The organism is Salinicola aestuarinus, from assembly GCF_003206645.1.
Lineage (GTDB): Bacteria > Pseudomonadota > Gammaproteobacteria > Pseudomonadales > Halomonadaceae > Salinicola > Salinicola aestuarinus.
On the sequence record NZ_PZJP01000003.1, the window covers coordinates 26,889 to 47,157 of the forward strand.

The following is a 20,269-nucleotide window of genomic DNA, read 5'->3' on the forward strand; positions in this document are numbered from 1 at the left end:
CGAGCCGGCCCAGCTTGTTGGCTGCGACTACTCGGCATCCGGCGCCCGGGGCGCCGTCACCGGCTCGCGCCGGCCGCCAGTTTCGCCGGGCGAGACCGAGTTCTGCTCCATCACCACGCTCATGCGCGGCATCGCCAGATCGATCCCCTGCTCGTCGAAGCGCTGTTTCAAGCGCAGATTGAAGGCCCGCGCCACGTCCCACTGCATGACGGGAGCGGTGCGCATGCGAATTCGCAGGATCGCGGCACCGGCATCGAAGCTCTCTACCCCCTGAACTTCCAGCGGCGACCAGATATGGTGGCGCATCATCGGGTCGTTGCGCAGATCGTCGGCGATCTGGCGCACGGTCTCGATCGCTTCATCGATTTTCAGATGGTGGGCAATGCGGATGCGCATCAGCGCCACGCCGAACTCTCGCGAGTAGTTCTGAATACCCTGTATCTGACTGAAGGGAATGATATGAACGATGCCGTCGAGGTCACGCAATTTGACGGTGCGGATGCTCAGCGCCTCGACAGTCCCCATGTGTGCGCCCAGATTGACGAAGTCGTCGATCGCCAGCGAGTCCTCGATGAGAATGAAGAGCCCGGTGATCAGGTCCTGAACCAGCGTCTGGGCGCCGAAGCCCACGGCCAGACCGATGACGCCTGCCCCCGCCAGCAGCGGCGTGACGTTCACCCCCAGGTTGGCCAGCGCGATGATGACGGCGATCACCGCGATGGTGAGAAAGACCGTATTGCGCAGCATCGGCGTGATCGTCTGCGCCCGGGCGCTTGCGTTGACGCGGCGACCGTGACGCCGACTGCTGCGCAGCAGCGCGTGTTGAATGGCGGTATCGGCGAGGATCCAGACGAGCCATGCGACGAGGAAGGTGAAGCCGAGCCCGATGAGGGACTTGGCGATCTGCTGACTCAGCCCCCCGTCGCCACCAACCGCCCATAGCGACGAGCCCCACACCTGCATCGCCACCTCGGCGAAGACCAGCCAGGCGAGCAGGTGCGCCAGGGTAAAGACCAGACGCAGTACCCGCGTCCAGTATTCGGAACTCTGTTTTTCCCGCGCCCGCTCGCTACGCCGTTGAATGAGCCCGGAGGCCACCAGCGTCGCGATCATCAGACCTGCCGTGACCACGGCGCGAAAGAAGGCGCTACGCGAGTCTTCCGCCGACATCAGCATCGCGCCGAGCGACACCACCACCATCAGCAGGATGGGAATGTGCCAGACCCGGCTGAACACGCGTACGAGTTCCGTCGTGGCGCGCCGCTCCTGACGATGGTGGTAGGGCCGGTTACGGATCAGATGGCGAATGGGCCGGCGAAACGCCATGACGAAGGCGGCCAGCACCACCGCCGCGCAGACATTGGCGAGCAGAGAGATCAGCGAGGTCAATCCCTCGCCCAGGGGTTCGATCACCCCCGTCGCATTGGAGGCATCGCCGAGCGCGACCAGGCAGCCGAGCGCAAAGAGCCAGCGCGCCCCGCGCCGACGCAGGATCCGCAGAGCCACCTGGCGGTGGCCGCTGGCGAACAGCGAAAAGACGATCTCGCAGACGGCCGCAAAAAGAGAGCCGCAGAGCGTGACATAGGCGGCGATCATTGCCAGCGTCACGCCGAGGGTCGACGTCGTGAACTGATGCACCGTGATCAGCGCCACGATGAAACCTACCGCCAGCGGCACGACACGACGCACGAGATGGCGCACCAGCATCCAGGTCGAAGGCTCGGTGGGCATCTGCAACGAATAGCCCAGCCGCTGGATGACCCAGCGCCACAGGGCCGCCAGCGCCAGCGTCACCCCGACCCACAGCGCGGTGACCCACAGCAGGTCGAGCAGCAGTGGGGGCAGGTCCGCGCCGCTACCCACCAGTCCCGATACGTCGTCGCCGGCCTGGTCGACTCTCTCGCCCCAATAGTTGACCGGGTTGTCGAGTCCGTCCTTCTCGAAGGTACTGAACGAATCCGCCAGCGCGCCGAGGAGACCGTCTCCCACCGGGCGGTTGTCCGCCTCGGCGGCGGTGGCGTCACGCAGCTGTTCGAGGCTCGTCAGCAGCGCCTGGCGCTGGTCGCTATCCTGGAGTGTGGCAATGATCTGCTCGAGCGACGCGTTGAGCTCCTGCGCCGAGGGCGCTTCGCTGCCATCACTCTGCGACTGTGCGCCGCTACCGACCATCGACGACAGCGACTGTGCCGCCGCCGTCGTGCTCACGGTCATCATCAGGGCGATCATGATCAGCCAGCCCCAGCGTATCCATTCCCTCACGTCGTTCCCCATTGTTGCGATTCGCCGACCGACATGGTCGCCGGCCATCATGCTATCGCCGGGCGCCGGCCACAAACGTCGCGCTCGATCAAACCGTTTGAACTCTCCCTGAGCGAGCGAGGATTGGTCGGTGAGCGCTGCCTGCTCTATCTTCTACGAAGGTTCAACAGGTGAGTGTGGCACGACACGCCGCTGTCAGCCGAGTCATCGCGCCGTGCATCGACAGGCCGACGTTCGACGCAGGGCCGATCGGCGCCATAAGGCGTCACACACACGTCGCCAGACTCGCCGTTTCTCACAGGGAAGAGTGCATGATGGATGAACAGACGCCGCGACGTGGCCGCCTCGAGGGCAAGGTCGCACTCGTGACCGGCAGTTCCTCGGGAATCGGTCGCGCCATCGCTGAACGCCTGGCCCGGGAGGGGGCCGACGTGGTCATCAGCGGCAGCAAGCCCTCCGATCGCGCCGACGAGAGCGCCGAACGCGTGCGCGCCCACGGCCGACGCGCGGCGATCGTCACCGGAGACGTTGGCGACACCGAGACCAATCGACGACTGATCGAGGAGAGCGTCGCGGCAATGGGCCGGCTCGACATTCTGGTCAACAACGCCGGGCTCGAGATCGAAGCGCCCTTCTTGGAGGTGACGGAAGCGGACTACGACAGCGTGGTGAACACCAACCTGAAAGGCGTGTTCTTCACCACCCAGGCGTTCGTGAAACATCTGCGAGACGCCGAGCATGGCGGCCGCGTAATCAACATGAGCTCGGTTCACGAGGATCTCCCCTTCCCGGGTTTCAGCAGCTATTGCGTCGCGAAGGGCGGTATTCGCATGCTGACCCGCAATCTCGCGGTAGAATTGGCACCGCTTGGTATTACCGTCAACGGTGTCGCGCCGGGCGCGATCAAGACCCCGATCAACGCGGCGCTCGACGACGACCCGGAAAAGCTCAGGCATCTGCTCGGCAACATTCCGCTCAACCGGCTCGGCCGCTCCGAAGATGTCGCCGGCGTCGTGGCGTTTCTTGCCTCTGACGATGCCGATTACATGACCGGTGCGACGCTCCCCGTTGACGGCGGGCTCCTTCAGCACTACCAAGAATAGACGCCCGGCGCTTGCGCGCCGGTTCGCGCCGAGGTCCGACCCAGGCTCGAGCCGCCCGCCGCGACCTCTCCCCCATCCGCCCTTAAAGGTCCCGTTCACGCCATGGAATCGATGATGCCCAACAGCCTTCAGGCCGATCACGAAGCCGACGAGCGCATTCTCGATGCCGCCGTGACACCTCATGACCGCTTCGGCGAGCTGTTCGAGGCGGTCGCGCTGGCGCACCTTTTCGAGGATTCGAAAACGTTCGCCGACAGCGTGCCCAAACGCTCGCCAACCCACATCATGGCGGCGTTCGAGGCCGCGCGGCAGGCACCGGATTTCGACCTGCGCGCCTTCGTGTCAGAGTATTTCGACGACGACCCGCTCCAGTGCACCGGCTACGAGGCCGGCCCCAAGGACGATATCGCCAGGCACATCGACCAGCTCTGGCCGGCGCTGACGCGCAATTCCCGTCAGCACCCGCTGTGGTCGTCACTGCTGTCGCTATCCCATGACTACGTCGTGCCCGGCGGGCGGTTTCGCGAGTTCTACTACTGGGACTCCTACTTCACCATGCTGGGACTGGCGGCCAGTGGCGAGGATGAGCTGCTCTGCTCGGTCACCGACAACTGCGCCGATCTGATCTCCCGCTACGGGCACATGCCCAACGGCAACCGCAGCTACTATCTGAGTCGCTCTCAGCTGCCGATGTTCTCGATGATGGTGGCCCTGCTCGAACAGAGCGGCCAGCGCCAGGCGATCGACTATCTGCCGCAGTTGAAGCGGGAGTATGCCTTCTGGATGGACGGTGAGGCCGATCTCGGCGTGGGACAGAGTCACCGCCGCTGCGTGCGGCTCGACGAGAATAGCCTGCTCAATCGACACTGGGACGATCGCAACACGCCGCGAGAGGAGTCCTACCGCGAGGACTACGAGCTGGCGCAGCAGACCGACCGGCCCTCACACGAGCTCTACCGCGACCTCCGCGCTGGCGCCGAGAGCGGCTGGGATTTCAGCGGCCGATGGCTGGGCGATACACGGGATCTCAAGACGATCCGCACGACGGCGTTTATCCCCGTCGAACTCAACGCGATGCTCTACCACCTGGAGTTCCTCCTGGCCAAGCTCTGCGAGGCCAACGGCGAGGCGGAAGACGCCCAAGGCTTCTCCGACCGCGCTGAACGTCGACGAGAGGCGGTGGACCGGTATCTGTGGTGCGAGGACCGCGGCGCCTACTACGACTATGACTGGCAGTGCGGGGAGCGCAGTATCCACCTCACCGCTGCCTGCGTTGCGCCGCTCTTTCTGCAGCTGGCCTCCCCCGGACAGGCAGAGCGGGTGGCTAATGTCGTGTCGCTACGGCTGCTCGCGCCCGGCGGCGTGGTCACCACCGAGATCAACGACAGCACTCAGCAGTGGGATCACCCCAACGGCTGGCCGCCGCTGCAGTGGATGGCGATCGAGGGGTTTCGTCACTATGGCTTCGACGATCTGGCCGAGGATATCGCCGGCCGGTGGCTGCAACTGGTCGACGACCTCTATCAGCGTGAGCACAAGCTGGTCGAGAAGTACGTGCTCTACCCGGGGGCCGAACTCGCCGGCGGCGGGGAGTATCCGCTGCAGGATGGGTTTGGCTGGACCAACGGTGTGACCCGAGCACTCCTGGCCCGCCGTCAGGGGATCAAGGTGGGTTGAGGCTCACGGCGAATGAACGTCACGGCGAATGAACGTCAGGGCGCATGAACGTCACGGGTCCATCCGCATCCCGATAAGGGCACGCCGGCAGTCGCCAGTTACTGACACCCGACGCCGAGGCGCCGGGTATCGTCGCGGGGTCGCCGGCCTGCATCGAGGCGGCCTGACCGACGCGTTTCAGTCGCCCGGCTTCATGCCATCGGCGCCAGCAGCACGACCCCGAGCGGCGGGAGCGTCATCACCAGGGATTGCGATTCGCCGTGAGCGGGCGTCGCTTCCGTGGTCAGACCACCGCCGTTGCCGCGGTTGGTGCCCCCGTAGCACTCGGCGTCGGAGTTGAAGCGCTCTCGCCACTGACCCGCGACCGGCACGCCGATACGATATCCCTCCAGCGACCGCGGCGTCAGGTTGGCGACGGCCAGCACGCGATTGCCCTGGGCATCGACTCGCCACCAGGCGAAGACGCTGTTGTGGCTGTCATCTCCCACCACCCAGTGGAAACCCTCGCTGTCGCAGTCACGGGCGTGCAGCTCGGGGCGCTCGCGGTAGACCGTATTGAGATCCCGAACCAGACGCTGAATGCCGGCATTGGCCGTATTGGCCAGCAGGAACCAGTCGAGCTCGCGGTCGTGGCTCCACTCTCGCTGCTGCGCGAACTCGCAGCCCATGAACAGCAGCTTCTTGCCCGGATGGAACCACATGAAGCTCAAGTAGGCGCGCAGATTGGCGAACCGCTGCCACTCGTCGCCGGGCATCTTGTCGATCAGCGACCCTTTGCCGTGCACCACCTCATCGTGGGAGATCGGCAGCATGAAACGTTCATCGAAGGCGTAAACCAGGCCGAACGTGAGCCGATCGTGATGAAACCCGCGATAGAGCGGATCGAGACTCATGTAGCCCAGGCTGTCGTGCATCCAGCCCATGTTCCACTTGTAGTCGAAGCCCATGCCCTGCTGGTCGACCGGCGCCGTCACGCCGGGCCAGGCCGTCGACTCCTCGGCGATGACCATGCTGCCAGGCGCCTCGCTGGCAGCGACCTGATTGAGATGCTGCAGAAACTCCACCGCCTCGAGATTCTCCGAACCGCCATGCCGGTTGGGAATCCACTCCCCCTCACGCCGGGAGTAGTTACGGTAGATCATCGATGCCACGGCATCGACGCGCAGGCCGTCGATATGGAAGTCGCGCAGCCAATGAAGTGCCGAGGCGAGCATGAAACCGTGCACCTCGCGTCGCCCCAGATTGTAGATGTAGGTGTTCCAGTCCTGATGATAGCCCTCGAACGGGTGGGCGTACTCGTAGAGCGCGGTCCCGTCGAAACTCGCCAGACCGTGCGGATCGGAAGGAAAGTGGCCGGGGACCCAATCGAGAATCACGCCAACGCCGGCGCGATGGCAGGCATCGATGAAGGCAGCGAAGTCTGCCGGCGTGCCGAAACGTCCACTGGGCGCGAACAGCGACAGCGGCTGGTAGCCCCAGGAGCCGCCGAACGGATACTCCATGATCGGCATCAATTCGATATGGGTGAATCCCATCTCGACCACATAGGGAATCAGCGAGTCGACCAGATCTGGCCACTGATAGATCTCGCCGTCGTCGCCGCCGTGCTTGCGCCAGGAGTTGGCATGGATCTCGTAGATCGAGATCGGCGCGCCTGGCGCGTGCCGTCCGCTGCGCTGGGCCATCCATTCGTCGTCATGCCACGCGAAGGGTGACGCACTCGCCACCACCGAGGCCGTCAGCGGTGGCGCTTCGGTGGAGAGCGCCATGGGATCGGCCTTGAGCAAGCGCTCGCCGTTGACGTCGATGAGCGCGAACTTGTAGCGCTCGCCGGCGCCCAACTCGGGCAGGAAGATCTCCCACACTCCCGAAGGATAGCGGCAACGCATGCCATGACGGCGAGTGTCCCAGCCATTGAAATCCCCCACCACGGCGACTCGCTGCGCGTTGGGCGCCCAGACGGCAAAGCGAACCCCTTCGACATCGTCGACGGTCACTACCTGCGCGCCGAGGCAGTGGCCCAGCCGGCGATGGTTGCCCTCGCCAATCAGATAGAGGTCGGTCTCACCGAGCAGTAGCGGAAAGGCATAGGAGTCGGCCACAACCTGCTCCGACCCGGGCCAGCGGATACGCAATCGGTAGCGATGCCAGTCAGAGAGCTCGCCAACGAAGAGCCCCTCGATGCCGTCGACCTCGCACTCGGCCAGAACCTGGCCGCCCTCGGCGGCGACCAGCGTGACCGCTTCGGCACCGGGCAGATAGGCGCGAACCTCGACGGTGCCGTTCGGTCGGGCGTGCGGGCCCAGCACCGAAAACGGATTGGCATGGGTGCCGTGGGCGAGTGCGTCCCTGTCGGCCGCATCGATCGCGGAGGCGGCAGTCGCGGAAATATCGGTTTGTGTCATGAACCCTCCCTGGTCATCGGCGCGTGAACTTTCGTGAGCGACGTTGGTGCATTCGACATCACGCATGGGGCGCGCCACGGCCCTCTTCGACCAGCTCGAACAGCGAAAGGCTGCGACCCTGGACGGCATATTCCGCCTTCATGTCGCAGCGAACGTCATCGGCGGCGGGGTCGAAGGTATCGATACGTCGCACCCACTGGCTACCACCGGGAGATTCGGGCAGCACGAAGACGGTCTCCTCCGGTCCCGCGTTGAGCGTGAGCAGCACGGTGACATCATTGCCCGGTGCGCAGATGCCGGTCGGCTGGGCGTGGCCGTCGAGCACCACGGCAATCGCCTTGGCGTTCTCTCGATGCCAGTCTTCATCGACCATCTCTTCGGCATTCGGCTTCAGCCAGGTGACATCCTTGATGCCCAGGCGCTCGTTAAGCTCGCCGGTCATGAAACGACCCCGCTCGAGGATCGGGTAGTGCCGCCGCAGGTGGATCAGCTTGCGCGTAAAGGCGAGCAGCTCTCGCCCCTCATCGGAGAGGTCCCAGTTGACCCAGCCAATCTCGCTATCCTGGCAGTAGGCGTTGTTGTTGCCGGCCTGGGTGCGCCCGAACTCGTCACCGCCCAACAGCATCGGTGTGCCCTGCGAGAGAATCAGCGTTGCCAACTGATTGCGCATCTGGCGCATGCGCAGCTCGCGAATCTCCGCGTCGTCCGTCTCGCCTTCCACGCCGTGGTTCCAGGAGACGTTGTCGTCATGACCATCTTGGTTGTCTTCGCCGTTGGCCTCGTTGTGCTTGTCGCTGTAGCTGACCAGATCGCGAAGCGTGAAGCCGTCATGAGCGGTCACGAAGTTGATCGACGAAAACGCCTTGCGACCCCGGTGGTTGAACAGGTCCGCAGAGGCGGTCAGCCGGTTGGCGAACGCCGGCAGCTTGCCTTCGTCGCCGCGCCAGAATGCGCGCATGTCGTCGCGGAAGCGGTCGTTCCACTCCGCCCAGCCGGGCGGAAACTTGCCGACCTGATAGCCGCCGGGACCGCAGTCCCAGGGCTCGGCGATCAGCTTGCACTGCGACAGCAGCGGATCCTGACGGCAGGAGTCGAGAAAGCCGCCCCCCTCATCGAAGCCGTCGCTCTCGCGGCCGAGAATCGTCGCCAGGTCGAAACGGAAGCCGTCGACCCGCATCTCGCTGGCCCAGTAGCGCAGCGAGTCGGTCACCATCTGCAGCACTCGCGGGTGCGAGAGATTGAGCGTGTTGCCGGTGCCGGTGTCGTTGATGTAGTAGCGATTCTCTTCCGGCATCAGGCGGTAGTAGGAAGCGTTGTCGATCCCCTTGAGAGACAGCGTCGGCCCCATCTCGTTGCCTTCGGCAGTGTGGTTGTAAACCACGTCGAGCAGCACCTCGATGCCGGCGGCATGGTAGCGCGCCACCATCTGCTTGAACTCGCTGATGGTCCCGGTCGCCATATAGCGGGGATGCGGCACGAAAAACGCCAGGGTGTTGTAGCCCCAGTAGTTGTGCAGTTCCTTCTCCTGGAGATGGCGATCGTCGGCGAACGCGTGGATCGGCATCAGCTCGAGCGAGGAGATACCGAGGCCCTTGAGATAGTCGACCACCTCCGGCACCGCGAGCCCCGAGAATGTGCCCCGAAGTTCCTCGGGCACCGCCGGGTGGCGCATGGTGTAGCCGCGAGCGTGCGCTTCGTAGATCACCGTATCGCTCCACGGCACCATGATCTCGCTGGACCGGCCCCAGGTGAAGGCGGGGTCGATGACACGACAGCGCGGCATGAACGGGCCGCTGTCACGCTCGTCAAAGCTCAGGTCACCGTCTTCGTGTCCGATGGTGTAACCGTAAAGCGCATCGTCCCAGACGAGCTCGCCCACCAGCTGTTTGGCGTAGGGATCGATCAGCAGCTTGTGGGGGTTGAAGCGATGTCCTTCCTCGGGCGCGTAGAGCCCGTGAACGCGATACCCGTAGAGCTGGCCCGGTCGCGCGTCGGGCAGATAGCCGTGCCACACCTCGTCGGTGTACTCCGGCAGCGGAATTCGCTCGACTTCCTCCTTGCCGGCCTCGTCGAACAGACAGAGCTCGACGCGGGTGGCGTGGGCGGAGAACAGCGCAAAGTTGACGCCCAATCCATCCCAGGTCGCCCCCAGCGGGTGCGGCAGACCTTCCTGAATTCTGGAGCCCATCACGAAGCCGCCCTGCAGGGCCATCCCTTCGTCGGCTTCGCTATCGTGTCGTTCGGTCATGTGTCGCTCCATCGAAGACCGGGTTCGCCCCGTCTAATTGAGTTCCCGGCCTTGGCCGTCGGAAGGGCTGAACGATCGGGCACACTCCCCCGACTCGGCACCCCGAGCCGGGGGAGATGTCACGGCGCTTCGCTCCTGAATTCGCCGTGGCACTGCATCACTACTCTGATTTGCTGCGACTTGGCCGCCGCTTACTCGGCGCCGACGCCGATGTCTCGCCGCTGCTGGCGTTCGGCGACGTCTTCGAGGGGCTTTTCGTACTCGAGTTCGCCCCCCCGCTCGCCGTTTTCCGGGTCGTCGCACTCCGTTTACCCGCGCCACTTTTGCTCGGGCTCCGCTTCGCCGCCGGCTTGACGGCCGACGCGGCGCTCGGCTCGTCCCGTTGTTGGGTCGCTCCGGCGGGACGAACTTCGACGCCCGTATCCTCTTCCTTGAGTGCCTCGGTCTCCGGATCGTCAAGCGGCAATCGCGACTCGTCGATACCGATCTCGTCAGGCTCCGCCGGTGGATCCTCGCCCTCGAGTGGCGATGGCTCGTCGTTCGCCTCCAGCCACTCGTGCTCTTCTTCCCTGGCGTTCTCTGCCTCAACGATGCGCTCGGCCATCTGCCAATGGCGCTGCTCCTGTCCCTCCGGGCGTCCCTCCGACTCCCAGATACGATAGGCCAGCATTCGCACTCGCTGCTCGCGACTCGTCATGATCTTTCCCCTTATACGGTCTCAAGACGGGGTCTTCCCTGGCCCGCCAACTTGTCATCCTTCTTCGCAACCGTCTCTATCGGTTCTCGAAGCTTCACGCGCTGCCCACGCCGGGGACGGTATCGCTCTCGCCCCCGGCGGGTTCTTTAACCATAGCCCCTGCGGTCACGGACGCCAGACCCAGACGGCGCAGGGAAACTCGCGCATCCAGCGATTCAGCGGCAGGGCATCATCCGACGACACCCGCTCACCGGTCAGCTGCTCGACCCCCTCTGCACGCAAGGAGAGTCCCTCCAATGACAAGCGAGTATCGCCCCATTCAAGGGTGGCGTCGGCGTTACCGGTCAGCGCCGACGATAGCCGAGGAACGGCGACGATCAGCGTCGCCGTCGGTGTGGTGCGGGCAAACGCGATGAGGTGGTCTGCCTGCTCGCCCTGCGCACTCAGCGGCCGGTAGTCGCCTTCGGCGAATAGCGAGGGGAGCGCCTGGCGCAGCGCGAGCAGACGCTTGACGACGCGCTGTTTGACGCCGCCATCCTTCCAGTGTCGCCACGCCTCCTTGGCCGACAACGCATCGAGGGCGTCACGTCGCGCGGCCATGTTCACCGGGCGACGGTTGTCGGGATCGACCAGCGTCTGGTCCCAGAACTCGGTGCCCTGATAGAGGTCCGGCACGCCTGGCGCGCAGAGTCTGAGCGTGACCTGCGACAGGGCGTTGATTGCCCCTGGTAGATCGAGCCAGCCCGCGGCGGCGGCCAGATCCCGGGTGACATCATCCCCGCAGAGCAGTCGACGAACGGCATCCTCCCCGGCCTGCTCATAGTCGGCATCCGGCGCCAGCCAGTGGCTATCGAGCTTGGCCTCGCGCATCGCCTTCTGCTGCCACGCCACGAGCCGGTCGGCGTAATTCGCAAGGCCGTCGCGGTCGTCGGCGGCCAACCCGATGGGCCATGCCGCGAGCATCACCTGCAGCAGCATCAGGCGATCGCCGCCGCTGGGGCGTTCGGGGCTGTCGTAAAGTCTCTTGTCGCTGGCCCAGGCATCGAGGCACGGCACCAGAGTGGGCGTCAGCTCACTGATGGCGGCGAGGCGGGCGCGCACGTCTTCACCCCGTTTGTGGTCGTGAGTCGCGGTGGTGATCATGCCGAGTGGGAACGCCGCGTTGCGGGTCTCGCTCTGCGCGTGAAAGCGTTGCGGGGGATAGGCGAACGTCTCCCCTTCGCAGCCGACGTCATTGCGGGAGATCAGGGTTGCCGAGCGGTAACCCGCGGTATCTTCCACCGCCTTTGCCGCCAGTGGAGACGTTAGTTGCTGAAAGCGCGCGATCGCCTCGAGCCGCAGGGCGGCTTCGTCACCGGCTCCCGCGCTGGGCGCTTCTCCGCCAAGCCAGGCGTCAAACCGGTCCAGCCACGCGGCGTCCGGCTTCGACAGCGTTGACGCCGCGCGCTCGCGAGCGGTGGCAAAATCCGCGACATCCTGAGGCGGGCGACCGTCACCGTCGGCGTAGCTGCGATAGACCGGATAGGCGACTGCCAACGCCTTCAGGACGCGGCGAACCGTCGGCTCGCTGAGCTCGCGAGTGGAGACGTCGCGTACCGCCAGCGCGCGCAGCGACAGCACGCAGCGTTCGAACTCCGCCGTCAACGGCCCCTCGAGCATCTCTCGACGAGCGGCACGGACTTCGGCGGCGAAATCGCCGCTGCGTCCGCTGACATCGCGCCAAAGCTGCTTCAGCGGCGCCTCGCCGGCCGGATCATGCTGAAGACCCGAGACGACATCGAGAAATTCATAGCCGCTGGTGCCATCCACGCCCCAGTCGGTATGCAGCGTCTCGTGTCCGGCAAGAATCTTCTCGACGTAGATCGGGATCCGCTGCTCCCTGCCGCTTCGCTCGGCGATGGCGTCGAGACGCTGACGCAGGCGCAAGCAGTATCCCTTCGGGTCGGCCAGGCCATCGACGTGGTCGATGCGCAAGCCGTCGATCAAATCCTGCTCCACCAGCGAGAGAATGCAGGCGTGGGAAAGATCGAAGACGCTCTCGTCCTCGACGCGGATGCCGGCCAGCTCGGTGATATCGAAAAAACGCCGCCAGTTGAGCGCGTCGTTCCCCATGCGCCAGTGGGCCAGTCGATAGGCCTGCTGCTCGAGCAGGGCGTGCAACCGCTCGCGGCCTGCCGCCGTGGCGACATCGTAGTACGCCAGCGCGGCATCGGGGTCGCGACCGTCCCCGTGGTCGAGAATCGACTGCGTATGGCGCTCACCGATGGGGAAGCGGTTGTCGTGATACGCGATGGCGAAGCGCTGGTGCTCACGATCATGAACGAGCGTCAGCTCACCGCCGTCGAGAATGGCCTGATAGCGATCGCCGAGAAACGGCAGCAGCAGCTTGCCGTCAGCGCCCGGCTGATGCCAGTCGACGTCGAAGCAGTGGGCGAATTCACCCTCGCGGCCGTTGGCGAGTAGATCCTGCCACCAGGGGTTCTCCGCACTCACGGCCAGGTGATTGGGCACGATATCGGCGATGACGCCCATATCATGCGCGTGCAGCGTGTCGACCAGCGCCCGGAAACCCGCTTCACCGCCGAGCTCGGGGTCGACCCGCGTGGGATCGACGCCGTCATAGCCGTGAGGAGAACCGCGGCGAGAGCGCAAGATCGGCGACAGGTAATAGTGGCTGACGCCGAGGGCGGCGTAATAGTCGACCTGCTGACGCGCCTGTTCGAAGTCGAAATCCTTGTGCAGCTGCAGCCGCACGGTGGCACGAATCGGTCTCATGACATGTCTCCCTGGCGAGCGCTGGCCGTCCGTGACAGCCGCCGTTGCGCCGCCGGCGCGTCGAGCAGCTCGCCGGCGGGCGCAGCGAGACGACGTCGCCAGTTGGGGTGTCCGTCGATGGTGCCGGGCAGATTGGGTTGTTCGACAAGGCCGAGAATGTCCTCGAGCGGCAGCAGCGTCAGCGCCGTCGGCGTGGCGTTGATGAAATCGATGGCCGCATCGATCACCGTTTCCACGTCGATGGCGTCGCTATCGAGTCCGCCGTCGGACGCCTCGCCGAGGCCGCACATCTCGGCGAGGCGTTGGCGGTCCCGCCGCCGTTCGGCGCGATTGGACTCGAGCGTCTCTCCCTCCGCGAACAGACCGAGCGACTCACGCCACTCGAGATCGCGCCCCTGCCACCAGCCGGCCAGGGTGGGCAGGTCATGGGTGGTGGTGGTCGCCATGGTGCCGCTGCGCCACGCGGCAGCCGGCAGAAAGTCATCCCCGTCGCGTTCGAACCAGAGCACGCTGATACCCAGCACGCCACGGCTGTCGAGCTTGTCACGCAGCCCGGCCTCGACGGTACCGAGGTCTTCGCCGATGACGATCGCCCGATGTCGCCAGGACTCCAGCGCGACCAGACGCAGCATGTCGTCCAGCGGATAGCGGAGATAGGCCCCCGCGTCCGCCTCGGCCCCCTCGGGAATCAGCCAGAGCCGCGATAGCCCCAGAATATGATCGATACGTAGCCCGCCGGCGTGGGCGAATCCGGCGCGCAGCATCCCCAGAAAGCCGCGATAGCCGCTGTCGACCAGCCCGAGCGGAGAGAATGCCGCCACGCCCCACTGCTGGCCCCGCGCGTTGAACGCATCCGGCGGCGCCCCCACGCTGAAGGTGGTCAGCATCTCGTCGGGAAAACTCCAGGCCTGGCTGCCGCTGGGATCGACGCCGACCGCAAGATCGGCGATCAACCCCACCGACATGCCCGCCTCCTTCGCCCGCTGCTGCACCGCTTCGAGTCCGGCCGCCATCAGCCACTGCAGAAAGGCGGCGAAGGTCACCGCTTCACGATGGTCGTTGACGAAGGCTTCGACCGCATCGCTGTAGGCGTCCTGCCACTCGAGGGGCCACTGCCGCCAGTCTCGCGTCTCGGCATGCGCCTGCAGGGCTTCGAAGCGGCAGTGGCGTTCGAGTGCCTCGCCGCCGTCACGCCGGAAAGAGACGAACTGGGAGCGCCACGCGAGTGCACTGTCGTCACGCTGAACATACTCGAATAGCCGCTGCAGCAGCGCGAGTTTCAAGCGCACGCTGCGCGGCCAGTCGATCAGCGTCTCCTGCTCCTGGGCTGCCATGGCCTCGTCAAGCGGCTCACGCAGTCCGGCCAGCGTTTCCGCATCGAAGAGCAGCTCTGGCGCCGCATGCCAGACGTTATAGTAGAGCCGGCTGGAGGGAGAGTAGGGGCTGTAGTTGTGGCCGTCGTCGCCAAGCTGGGCATGAATCGGGCTGATCGCCAGCACGTCCGCCTTCGCCTCGCCCAGCGCACCACAGAGCGCGTTCAGTCCGGCGAGATCGCCAACGCCGCCATCCCCCTCGCGGCGCAGGCTGTAGAGCTGGGCCGCGACACCCCAGAGGTGGGTCGAGGGCGACTGCGTGGAGAGGACATCCGACGGCATGAAACAGCGCGAGGGGGCCACCGCCAGGGTGCGCGCCGCGCACTCCTCGCCATGGCGACCGGTCAGCGTCAGGCGGTGGTAGCCGCAGGCTCGAATCGCCGGCAGACAGCCCCAATCGTCGAGCGTTCCCTCCAGCGTCTCGCCACTTTCGAGCCGCAGCCTGAATGCCATGCCGGCGGCCTTCGCCAGCGGCACGGCATAGCCAACATCCTGATCGGCGATCAATAGCGGGGGCAGCGTGTGGCAATCATGGGGCGAAAGACGGCCTCTCAACCGTTCGAGGCTTTCACTGGCCTGCTCCTCGTCCGCCGCCGGGAAACCGAGATGTTCGAGCATTACCCGCTGGCGCTGTGGCGGCAGCGTCTTCGGCTGATCGTCGCTGCCTGACCACGCCAGAATCAGGCCGGCCGTCTCGGCCAATGCTTGCAGCACGGGGTAATCGTGTCGCTCGTGATCGGTCTCCGGGGTGGAGCCACTCTCGTCGTCGTTCATTGGGGTTGGGCATCCTTGCCGCTGGGGTCGACACCCGGCTCGAGCCAGAGTGCCGCACTGTGGGGAGGCAGCTCGCCGTCGGCGAGCGACTCGCGTATGTCGTCTCGTGACGCGATCCAGGCCATCAGGGGGTCGGAGACCTCGACCGCCTCGTCGGCGAGATTGAGTCGCAGCGTCAGCCGGCAGCCATCCCCGAGTCGCCAGGTCGCCTCGACCGCTCGGTCACTCAGTACACGGGCATGCGCCCCGCTGGCGCCTTCGAGTCGCGGCACCAACACCCGATGGCGAAGGCCCAACCAGCGTGTGAACTGTTCGCGTCGCGCGCGGTGGCGGGGGTCGTCGGATTCGCTCGCCTCGAGCGACGACGCCTCGAAGGTGGCAACGGCATTGGGATCGGGAATTCGCTCGCGCTGCGCTGCGTCTTCGAAGGCGCTGAAGTCGGCGAATTCACGCCGGCGTCCTTCACGGACGGCATCGGCCAGCGCATCGCGGTGGTCGGTAAAAAACAGAAACGGTCGTTCCGAGCCCCACTCCTCGCCCATGAAAATCAGGGGGATGGGCGGCGTGAGCAGTAGCGCCAGGGTGGCGGCTTCGAGTGCTGGCGGGGAAACCAGCGTGGTCAAGCGATCTCCGAGCGCCCGGTTGCCGATCTGGTCGTGATTCTGCAGGAAATTGACGAAGGCCGTTGCCGGCAGATGCCCGCTCGGCTCGCCACGCGGCGCCCCCTTGCGCGAGGGCTGACCCTGATAGATGAAGCCATCCTGCATCACCGTCGCGAGTTTCTCGGTCGCATCGTCGACGAAGTCTGCATAGTAGCCTTCGCGTTCGCCGGTCAGCAGCACGTGCATCACGTTGTGCCAGTCGTCGGCCCACTGCGCGTCGAAGCCGCCGTCACCGAGGTGGCTGGATTCGTTATGCTCATTCTCGAGAATCAAGTGGCAGTGGCGCCGGGCATCGATCTCGCGCCGAATGGTCTGCTGCAGTTCGACCAGGAAGTCTCGCTCGCCGATCGCGTGAACGGCGTCGAAACGCAGCCCATCGAAGCGATAGTCAGCGAGCCACATCAAGGCGTTGTCGATGAAAAAGCGGCGGACCTGCGGCTCGCGAAAGTCGATTGCCGCGCCCCACGGTGTCTGAAGGTCCTCGCGGAAGAACCGCTGGGCATAGTGCGGCAGAAAATTGCCGTCCGGCCCGAAATGGTTGTAGACGACATCCAGAAAGATCATCAGACCGTGGCCGTGAACCGCGTCGACCAGCGCCTTCAAAGCCTCCGGCGTCCCGTAGTAGGCGGCGACCGCGTAGGGCTGAACCCCGTCGTAGCCCCAGTTGCGCTTCCCCGGGCACTCGGCGAGCGGCATCAGCTCGATCGCGGTGACGCCCAGTTCGACCAGGGCGGGAAGGCGGGCTTTCAACCCGTCGATCCCGCCGCACGCGCCCAGATGAACCTCGTAGATGACGGTCTCTTCCCAGGGGCGGCCACGCCACTGAGAGTGCTGCCATTCGTAGGCCATCGGGTCGACGACCAACGAGTATCCATCGACACCGTCGCGAAGGGCCTTGGAGGCAGGATCGGGGACGGCCAGCCCGGTTTCATCGCCCTCGACGAAGACGCGATAGCGATAGGCGCTGCCGGCCGCGCACGCCGCTTCGGCGACGAAGTCGCCGTCGGCAGTGGGTGTCATGGCCATCGCGGGGGCGCCTTCACGCTCCAGCTCGACACGCGCCGCACTCGGCGCCCATACGCGAAAACGGGTCATCCCCTCGCGACCGAGGGCGGCGCCATAGGTCGGTACGAAGGGCGCCTCGACGCCCGGATCGGCGGAGGCGGCGCTCGGCAAACTCATAGCCCTTCCTCGTACCAGATTTCGTGGCGCAGAAAGAGCGTTGCCATGGGCGGCACGATCAGCGAGAGCGACTGTGACCAACCGTGGCTGCTCTCCGCGTCGGTATTGAGAACCCGGCCATTACCGACATTGCTGCCACCGTAGAAGACGCTGTCGCTGTTGAATATCTCCCGCCAGCGGCCGGCGGCGGGTACCCCAAAGCGATAGCCGTGATGGACGCGGGCGTCGAAATTACTGATGCAAAGCAGCGTGCCGTGGCCGCTTTCGGCACGTCGGGCGAAGATCACGATGTTGTTATCACTGTCGTTGGAGACGAGCCAGCGAAAGCCGTAGCGTTCATTGTCACGGACCTGCAACGCCAGTTCGTTGACGTAGAGACGATTGAGATCCGCAACCAGGCGGAGCATGCCGGCATGCGGGGTCTCGAGCAGTAGCGGCCAGTGCATCGACTTGTCGAAGGGCTCGGCGAGGTCCTGGCCGAATTCGACGCCCATGCTCAACCACTTCTCCCCCGGCAGCGCCCACATGGTGGCAAGCGTTGCCCGCAGCGTCGCGAAACGCTGCCACGCATCACCATGAGTGGGCCGGCGCCAGCGACCGATCGGTGCCTCCCCCGATGGCGACTGCTCGAGAATACCGCGGCCGTTTTCCACTGGCGTCAGCGCTTCGACCCAGGCGTCATGATGCTCGGTGCGCTCATCCGGGGTGTACGCCAGATACGCGGTGTTCGCCTGCCGCCAGCGAGGACGAAAGTCCAGTCTGAGTGTCTGGCTGGCCTCGGCATCGACGAAAAGCCAGCAGCGCGCAGGGCGACCATCCACCGGGGTCTCCTCGAAGCCATCGAGGTGGAGTCGCCGGCAACGCTCGCGCCAGCCGCTGGCATCGACGCCGTGACTGGCGTGACCAGCCGACGTCCCATCGTCACGGACGACCACGCCGACGCCAGCGACATGGCAGGTTTCGACGAAGCTCGCCGCCGCGGTATCGTCGGCTGTCATCAGCGCGGTATCCAACGCGACATGCGTAAAACCGAGGTCGGCAACGTAGGGGACGAGCTCCTGAGCCAGCCGTTCCCAGTCGAGCGGTGGCGGAAAACGCGATTCGAACCAGGGCGCAGCATCGAGCCGGTAGAACGACAGCGGCATACCGCCGCCGTGACGAACGGCGCGGGCCCGCATCCAGTCCTGGTCGTCCCAGTGAAGCGTGGGCCTGGCGGCGGACGCGTTGGGCGCCGACATCACCATCGCCAGTATCGGCAGTAGACTAAGCAAGCGATCCTGCGGCTCGGCGCCCAGCGGCCACCACGCGCCGAACTGGTCCCAGGCACCTGCCGTGGGGAGTGAGGGGGTCATGGCGCTTCTCCAGCACTCGAAACGACGCTCGCGTTGGACATCAACTCACTGTAGAGCCTGCGATAGGGAACGACGGCCTGACGCCAGTGCAGCCGCCCCGCCATCGCCGCCCGGCGCATGGCGTAGAAGAGATCGGTGGCATGGAACAGGTCGAAGGCGCGCAGGACCGTCGCGCGATAGCTCTCCAGGCTCATCTCATCGAACAGCAGGCCGTTGATACCGTCCTGAATGGTGTCCGCCAGCCCCCCGGTGCGGTGCGCTACCGGCAGCGAGCCAAAGCGCTGCGCGTAGAGCTGGCTCAGGCCGCAAGGCTCGAAGCGAGACGGCATCAGCAGGAAATCGCTGCCGGCATAGATCTGGCGTGCCTCACCCTCGTCAAAGCCGATATTGACACCGACATGCCCCGGAAAGCGTGCCGCCATGGCCATCAGCGACTGCTCGATGACGTATTCGCCTCGGCCGATGACCACTAACTGACCGCCCGCCCGCACGATCGACTCGGCGACTTCCGCGGTTAGATCGAGCCCTTTCTGCGCGACCAGGCGCGAGACGACGGCAAATAGCGGTCCGCCGCTCGGATCGAGGCCGAACATGCGGCGCACGCGCTGCGTGTTGGCCCGCTTGCCGTGCCAGTCATTGATTCCGAAATTGGGGGCAAGATGCGGGTCGTCACGGGGATCCCAGCGATCGTCGATCCCGTTGAGCAGACCGCTGAGACGACCTTCAAGCGCGCGCTTTTTCAACAATCCCTCGAGACCGCAACCGAACGCCGGCGTGGTGATCTCGTCGGCGTAGTTGTTGCTGACCGTGGTGACGTGTGACGCGTACGAAAGCCCCGCCTTCATGAAGGAAATCTGCTCGTAGAACTCGACGCCGTCGATATGAAATGCCGACGGCGGAATGCCCAGCGCGGCCATGCGATCCGCGGGGAAAAGTCCCTGATAGGCCAGATTGTGAATCGTGTAGACCGAGGGTACGTAACGTCGTCCCAGCCAGCGGACGTAGCCGGCGGCGAGCCCCGTTGCCCAATCGTTGAGATGCAGCAGATCGACCTGCCAGTCGAGCAGGGCCGGGGCATTGACGATCTCCGCCGCTGCCAGCGCGAGTCGGGCAAACCGGATGTCGTTGTCGCTCCAGCCAACGCCGAGCTCGTCGCCGTAGGCATTACCCACGCGATCGAATAGCTCCGGACAGAGAATGACGTAGATCAGCAGCCCGTCATCGCAGACGAGCTGGCCGATATCGCAGGCCGGCAGATCGTAGCGGGCCGGCAAATGACCGACGACGGCGATCTGATAGCCGGACTCGAGAATCTGACGATACCCGGGCATCACGACTCTGACGTCGTAGGCAGGGGTCAGCGCCCGCGGCAGCGACGCCGACACATCACCAAGGCCACCGGCCTTGATGAAGTCGGCGATTTCAGTCGTCACGAACAGTACGCGTCGGCGCGTCACGGTCGTGGAAACCTTGAGCTGCGGTAGCGAGGTCGTTTTCACCCGATCATTAGGATCGCCGTCGCGCCTGCCGGGCTTGTCGGCTGGTTCGAGGGTGGCCCGTCTTCCATGAACTGCGGCCTGGGTCATGCTCAGCCTCCCTGAACATTGATGTCATCCTGACTCGTCGAGCGACGCACGCCTGCATCCTGCACGGCGCCGTCCAGGGGCACCATAACTGGCGTTAATCTTGAGGATGCGTCGAGAGGTTCGTCGAGCAGGGACAGAGACGACAATCAGCGAGGGCACGAACGTGCCACGGGGTC

General features: G+C 65.2%; 11 protein-coding genes. 2 read left to right on the top strand and 9 right to left on the bottom strand.

Annotated features, from left to right (window positions below; genetic code table 11):
- Positions 1 to 27: 27 nt before the first annotated feature.
- Entirely contained in the window at positions 28 to 2,259 is a 2,232-nt protein-coding gene (locus DOM41_RS03000) for a mechanosensitive ion channel family protein (RefSeq protein WP_157956827.1), read from the bottom strand.
- Positions 2,260 to 2,570: 311 nt separating this feature from the next.
- On the opposite strand from DOM41_RS03000, the gene DOM41_RS03005 reads away from it, so the two are divergent.
- Entirely contained in the window at positions 2,571 to 3,362 is a 792-nt protein-coding gene (locus DOM41_RS03005; protein ID WP_223160921.1) for an SDR family NAD(P)-dependent oxidoreductase, read from the top strand.
- Positions 3,363 to 3,476: 114 nt separating this feature from the next.
- Positions 3,477 to 5,039, top strand: coding sequence for an alpha,alpha-trehalase TreF (gene treF, locus DOM41_RS03010; protein ID WP_110685378.1), 1,563 nt, complete (start codon positions 3,477 to 3,479; stop codon positions 5,037 to 5,039).
- 191 nt (positions 5,040 to 5,230) lie between these two features.
- Here the strand turns inward: treF and glgB are convergent, their stop codons facing one another.
- From glgB to glgA, 8 genes are all read right to left on the bottom strand, one after another.
- A complete protein-coding gene (gene glgB, locus DOM41_RS03015) occupies positions 5,231 to 7,444 on the bottom strand; it encodes a 1,4-alpha-glucan branching protein GlgB (RefSeq protein ID WP_110685541.1) in 2,214 nt (737 codons plus the stop codon).
- 58 nt (positions 7,445 to 7,502) lie between these two features.
- The gene (gene glgX / locus DOM41_RS03020; RefSeq protein ID WP_110685379.1) at positions 7,503 to 9,692 is read right to left on the bottom strand and encodes a glycogen debranching protein GlgX; all 2,190 of its coding nucleotides are present in this window, start codon (positions 9,690 to 9,692) and stop codon (positions 7,503 to 7,505) included.
- A 160-nt stretch (positions 9,693 to 9,852) separates the two neighbouring features.
- Positions 9,853 to 10,389 (bottom strand): DUF2934 domain-containing protein, encoded by a 537-nt coding sequence (locus DOM41_RS03025; protein WP_110685380.1) that lies wholly within the window; start codon positions 10,387 to 10,389, stop codon positions 9,853 to 9,855.
- Between the two features lie 165 nt (positions 10,390 to 10,554).
- Positions 10,555 to 13,164 (bottom strand): malto-oligosyltrehalose synthase, encoded by a 2,610-nt coding sequence (gene treY, locus DOM41_RS03030; protein WP_110685381.1) that lies wholly within the window; start codon positions 13,162 to 13,164, stop codon positions 10,555 to 10,557.
- On the bottom strand, positions 13,161 to 15,311 hold the full coding sequence (gene malQ / locus DOM41_RS03035) for a 4-alpha-glucanotransferase (RefSeq protein ID WP_110685382.1): 2,151 nt from the start codon (positions 15,309 to 15,311) through the stop codon (positions 13,161 to 13,163). The genes treY and malQ overlap by 4 nt, the downstream gene beginning before the upstream one ends.
- A complete protein-coding gene (gene treZ, locus DOM41_RS03040) occupies positions 15,308 to 17,155 on the bottom strand; it encodes a malto-oligosyltrehalose trehalohydrolase (protein WP_110685383.1) in 1,848 nt (615 codons plus the stop codon). Before treZ ends, malQ begins: the two co-directional genes overlap by 4 nt.
- The gene (locus DOM41_RS03045) at positions 17,152 to 18,507 is read right to left on the bottom strand and encodes an alpha amylase C-terminal domain-containing protein (RefSeq protein WP_110685384.1); all 1,356 of its coding nucleotides are present in this window, start codon (positions 18,505 to 18,507) and stop codon (positions 17,152 to 17,154) included. The genes treZ and DOM41_RS03045 overlap by 4 nt, the downstream gene beginning before the upstream one ends.
- On the bottom strand, positions 18,504 to 20,093 hold the full coding sequence (gene glgA / locus DOM41_RS03050; RefSeq protein WP_110685385.1) for a glycogen synthase GlgA: 1,590 nt from the start codon (positions 20,091 to 20,093) through the stop codon (positions 18,504 to 18,506). The genes DOM41_RS03045 and glgA overlap by 4 nt, the downstream gene beginning before the upstream one ends.
- Positions 20,094 to 20,269: the final 176 nt, after the last annotated feature.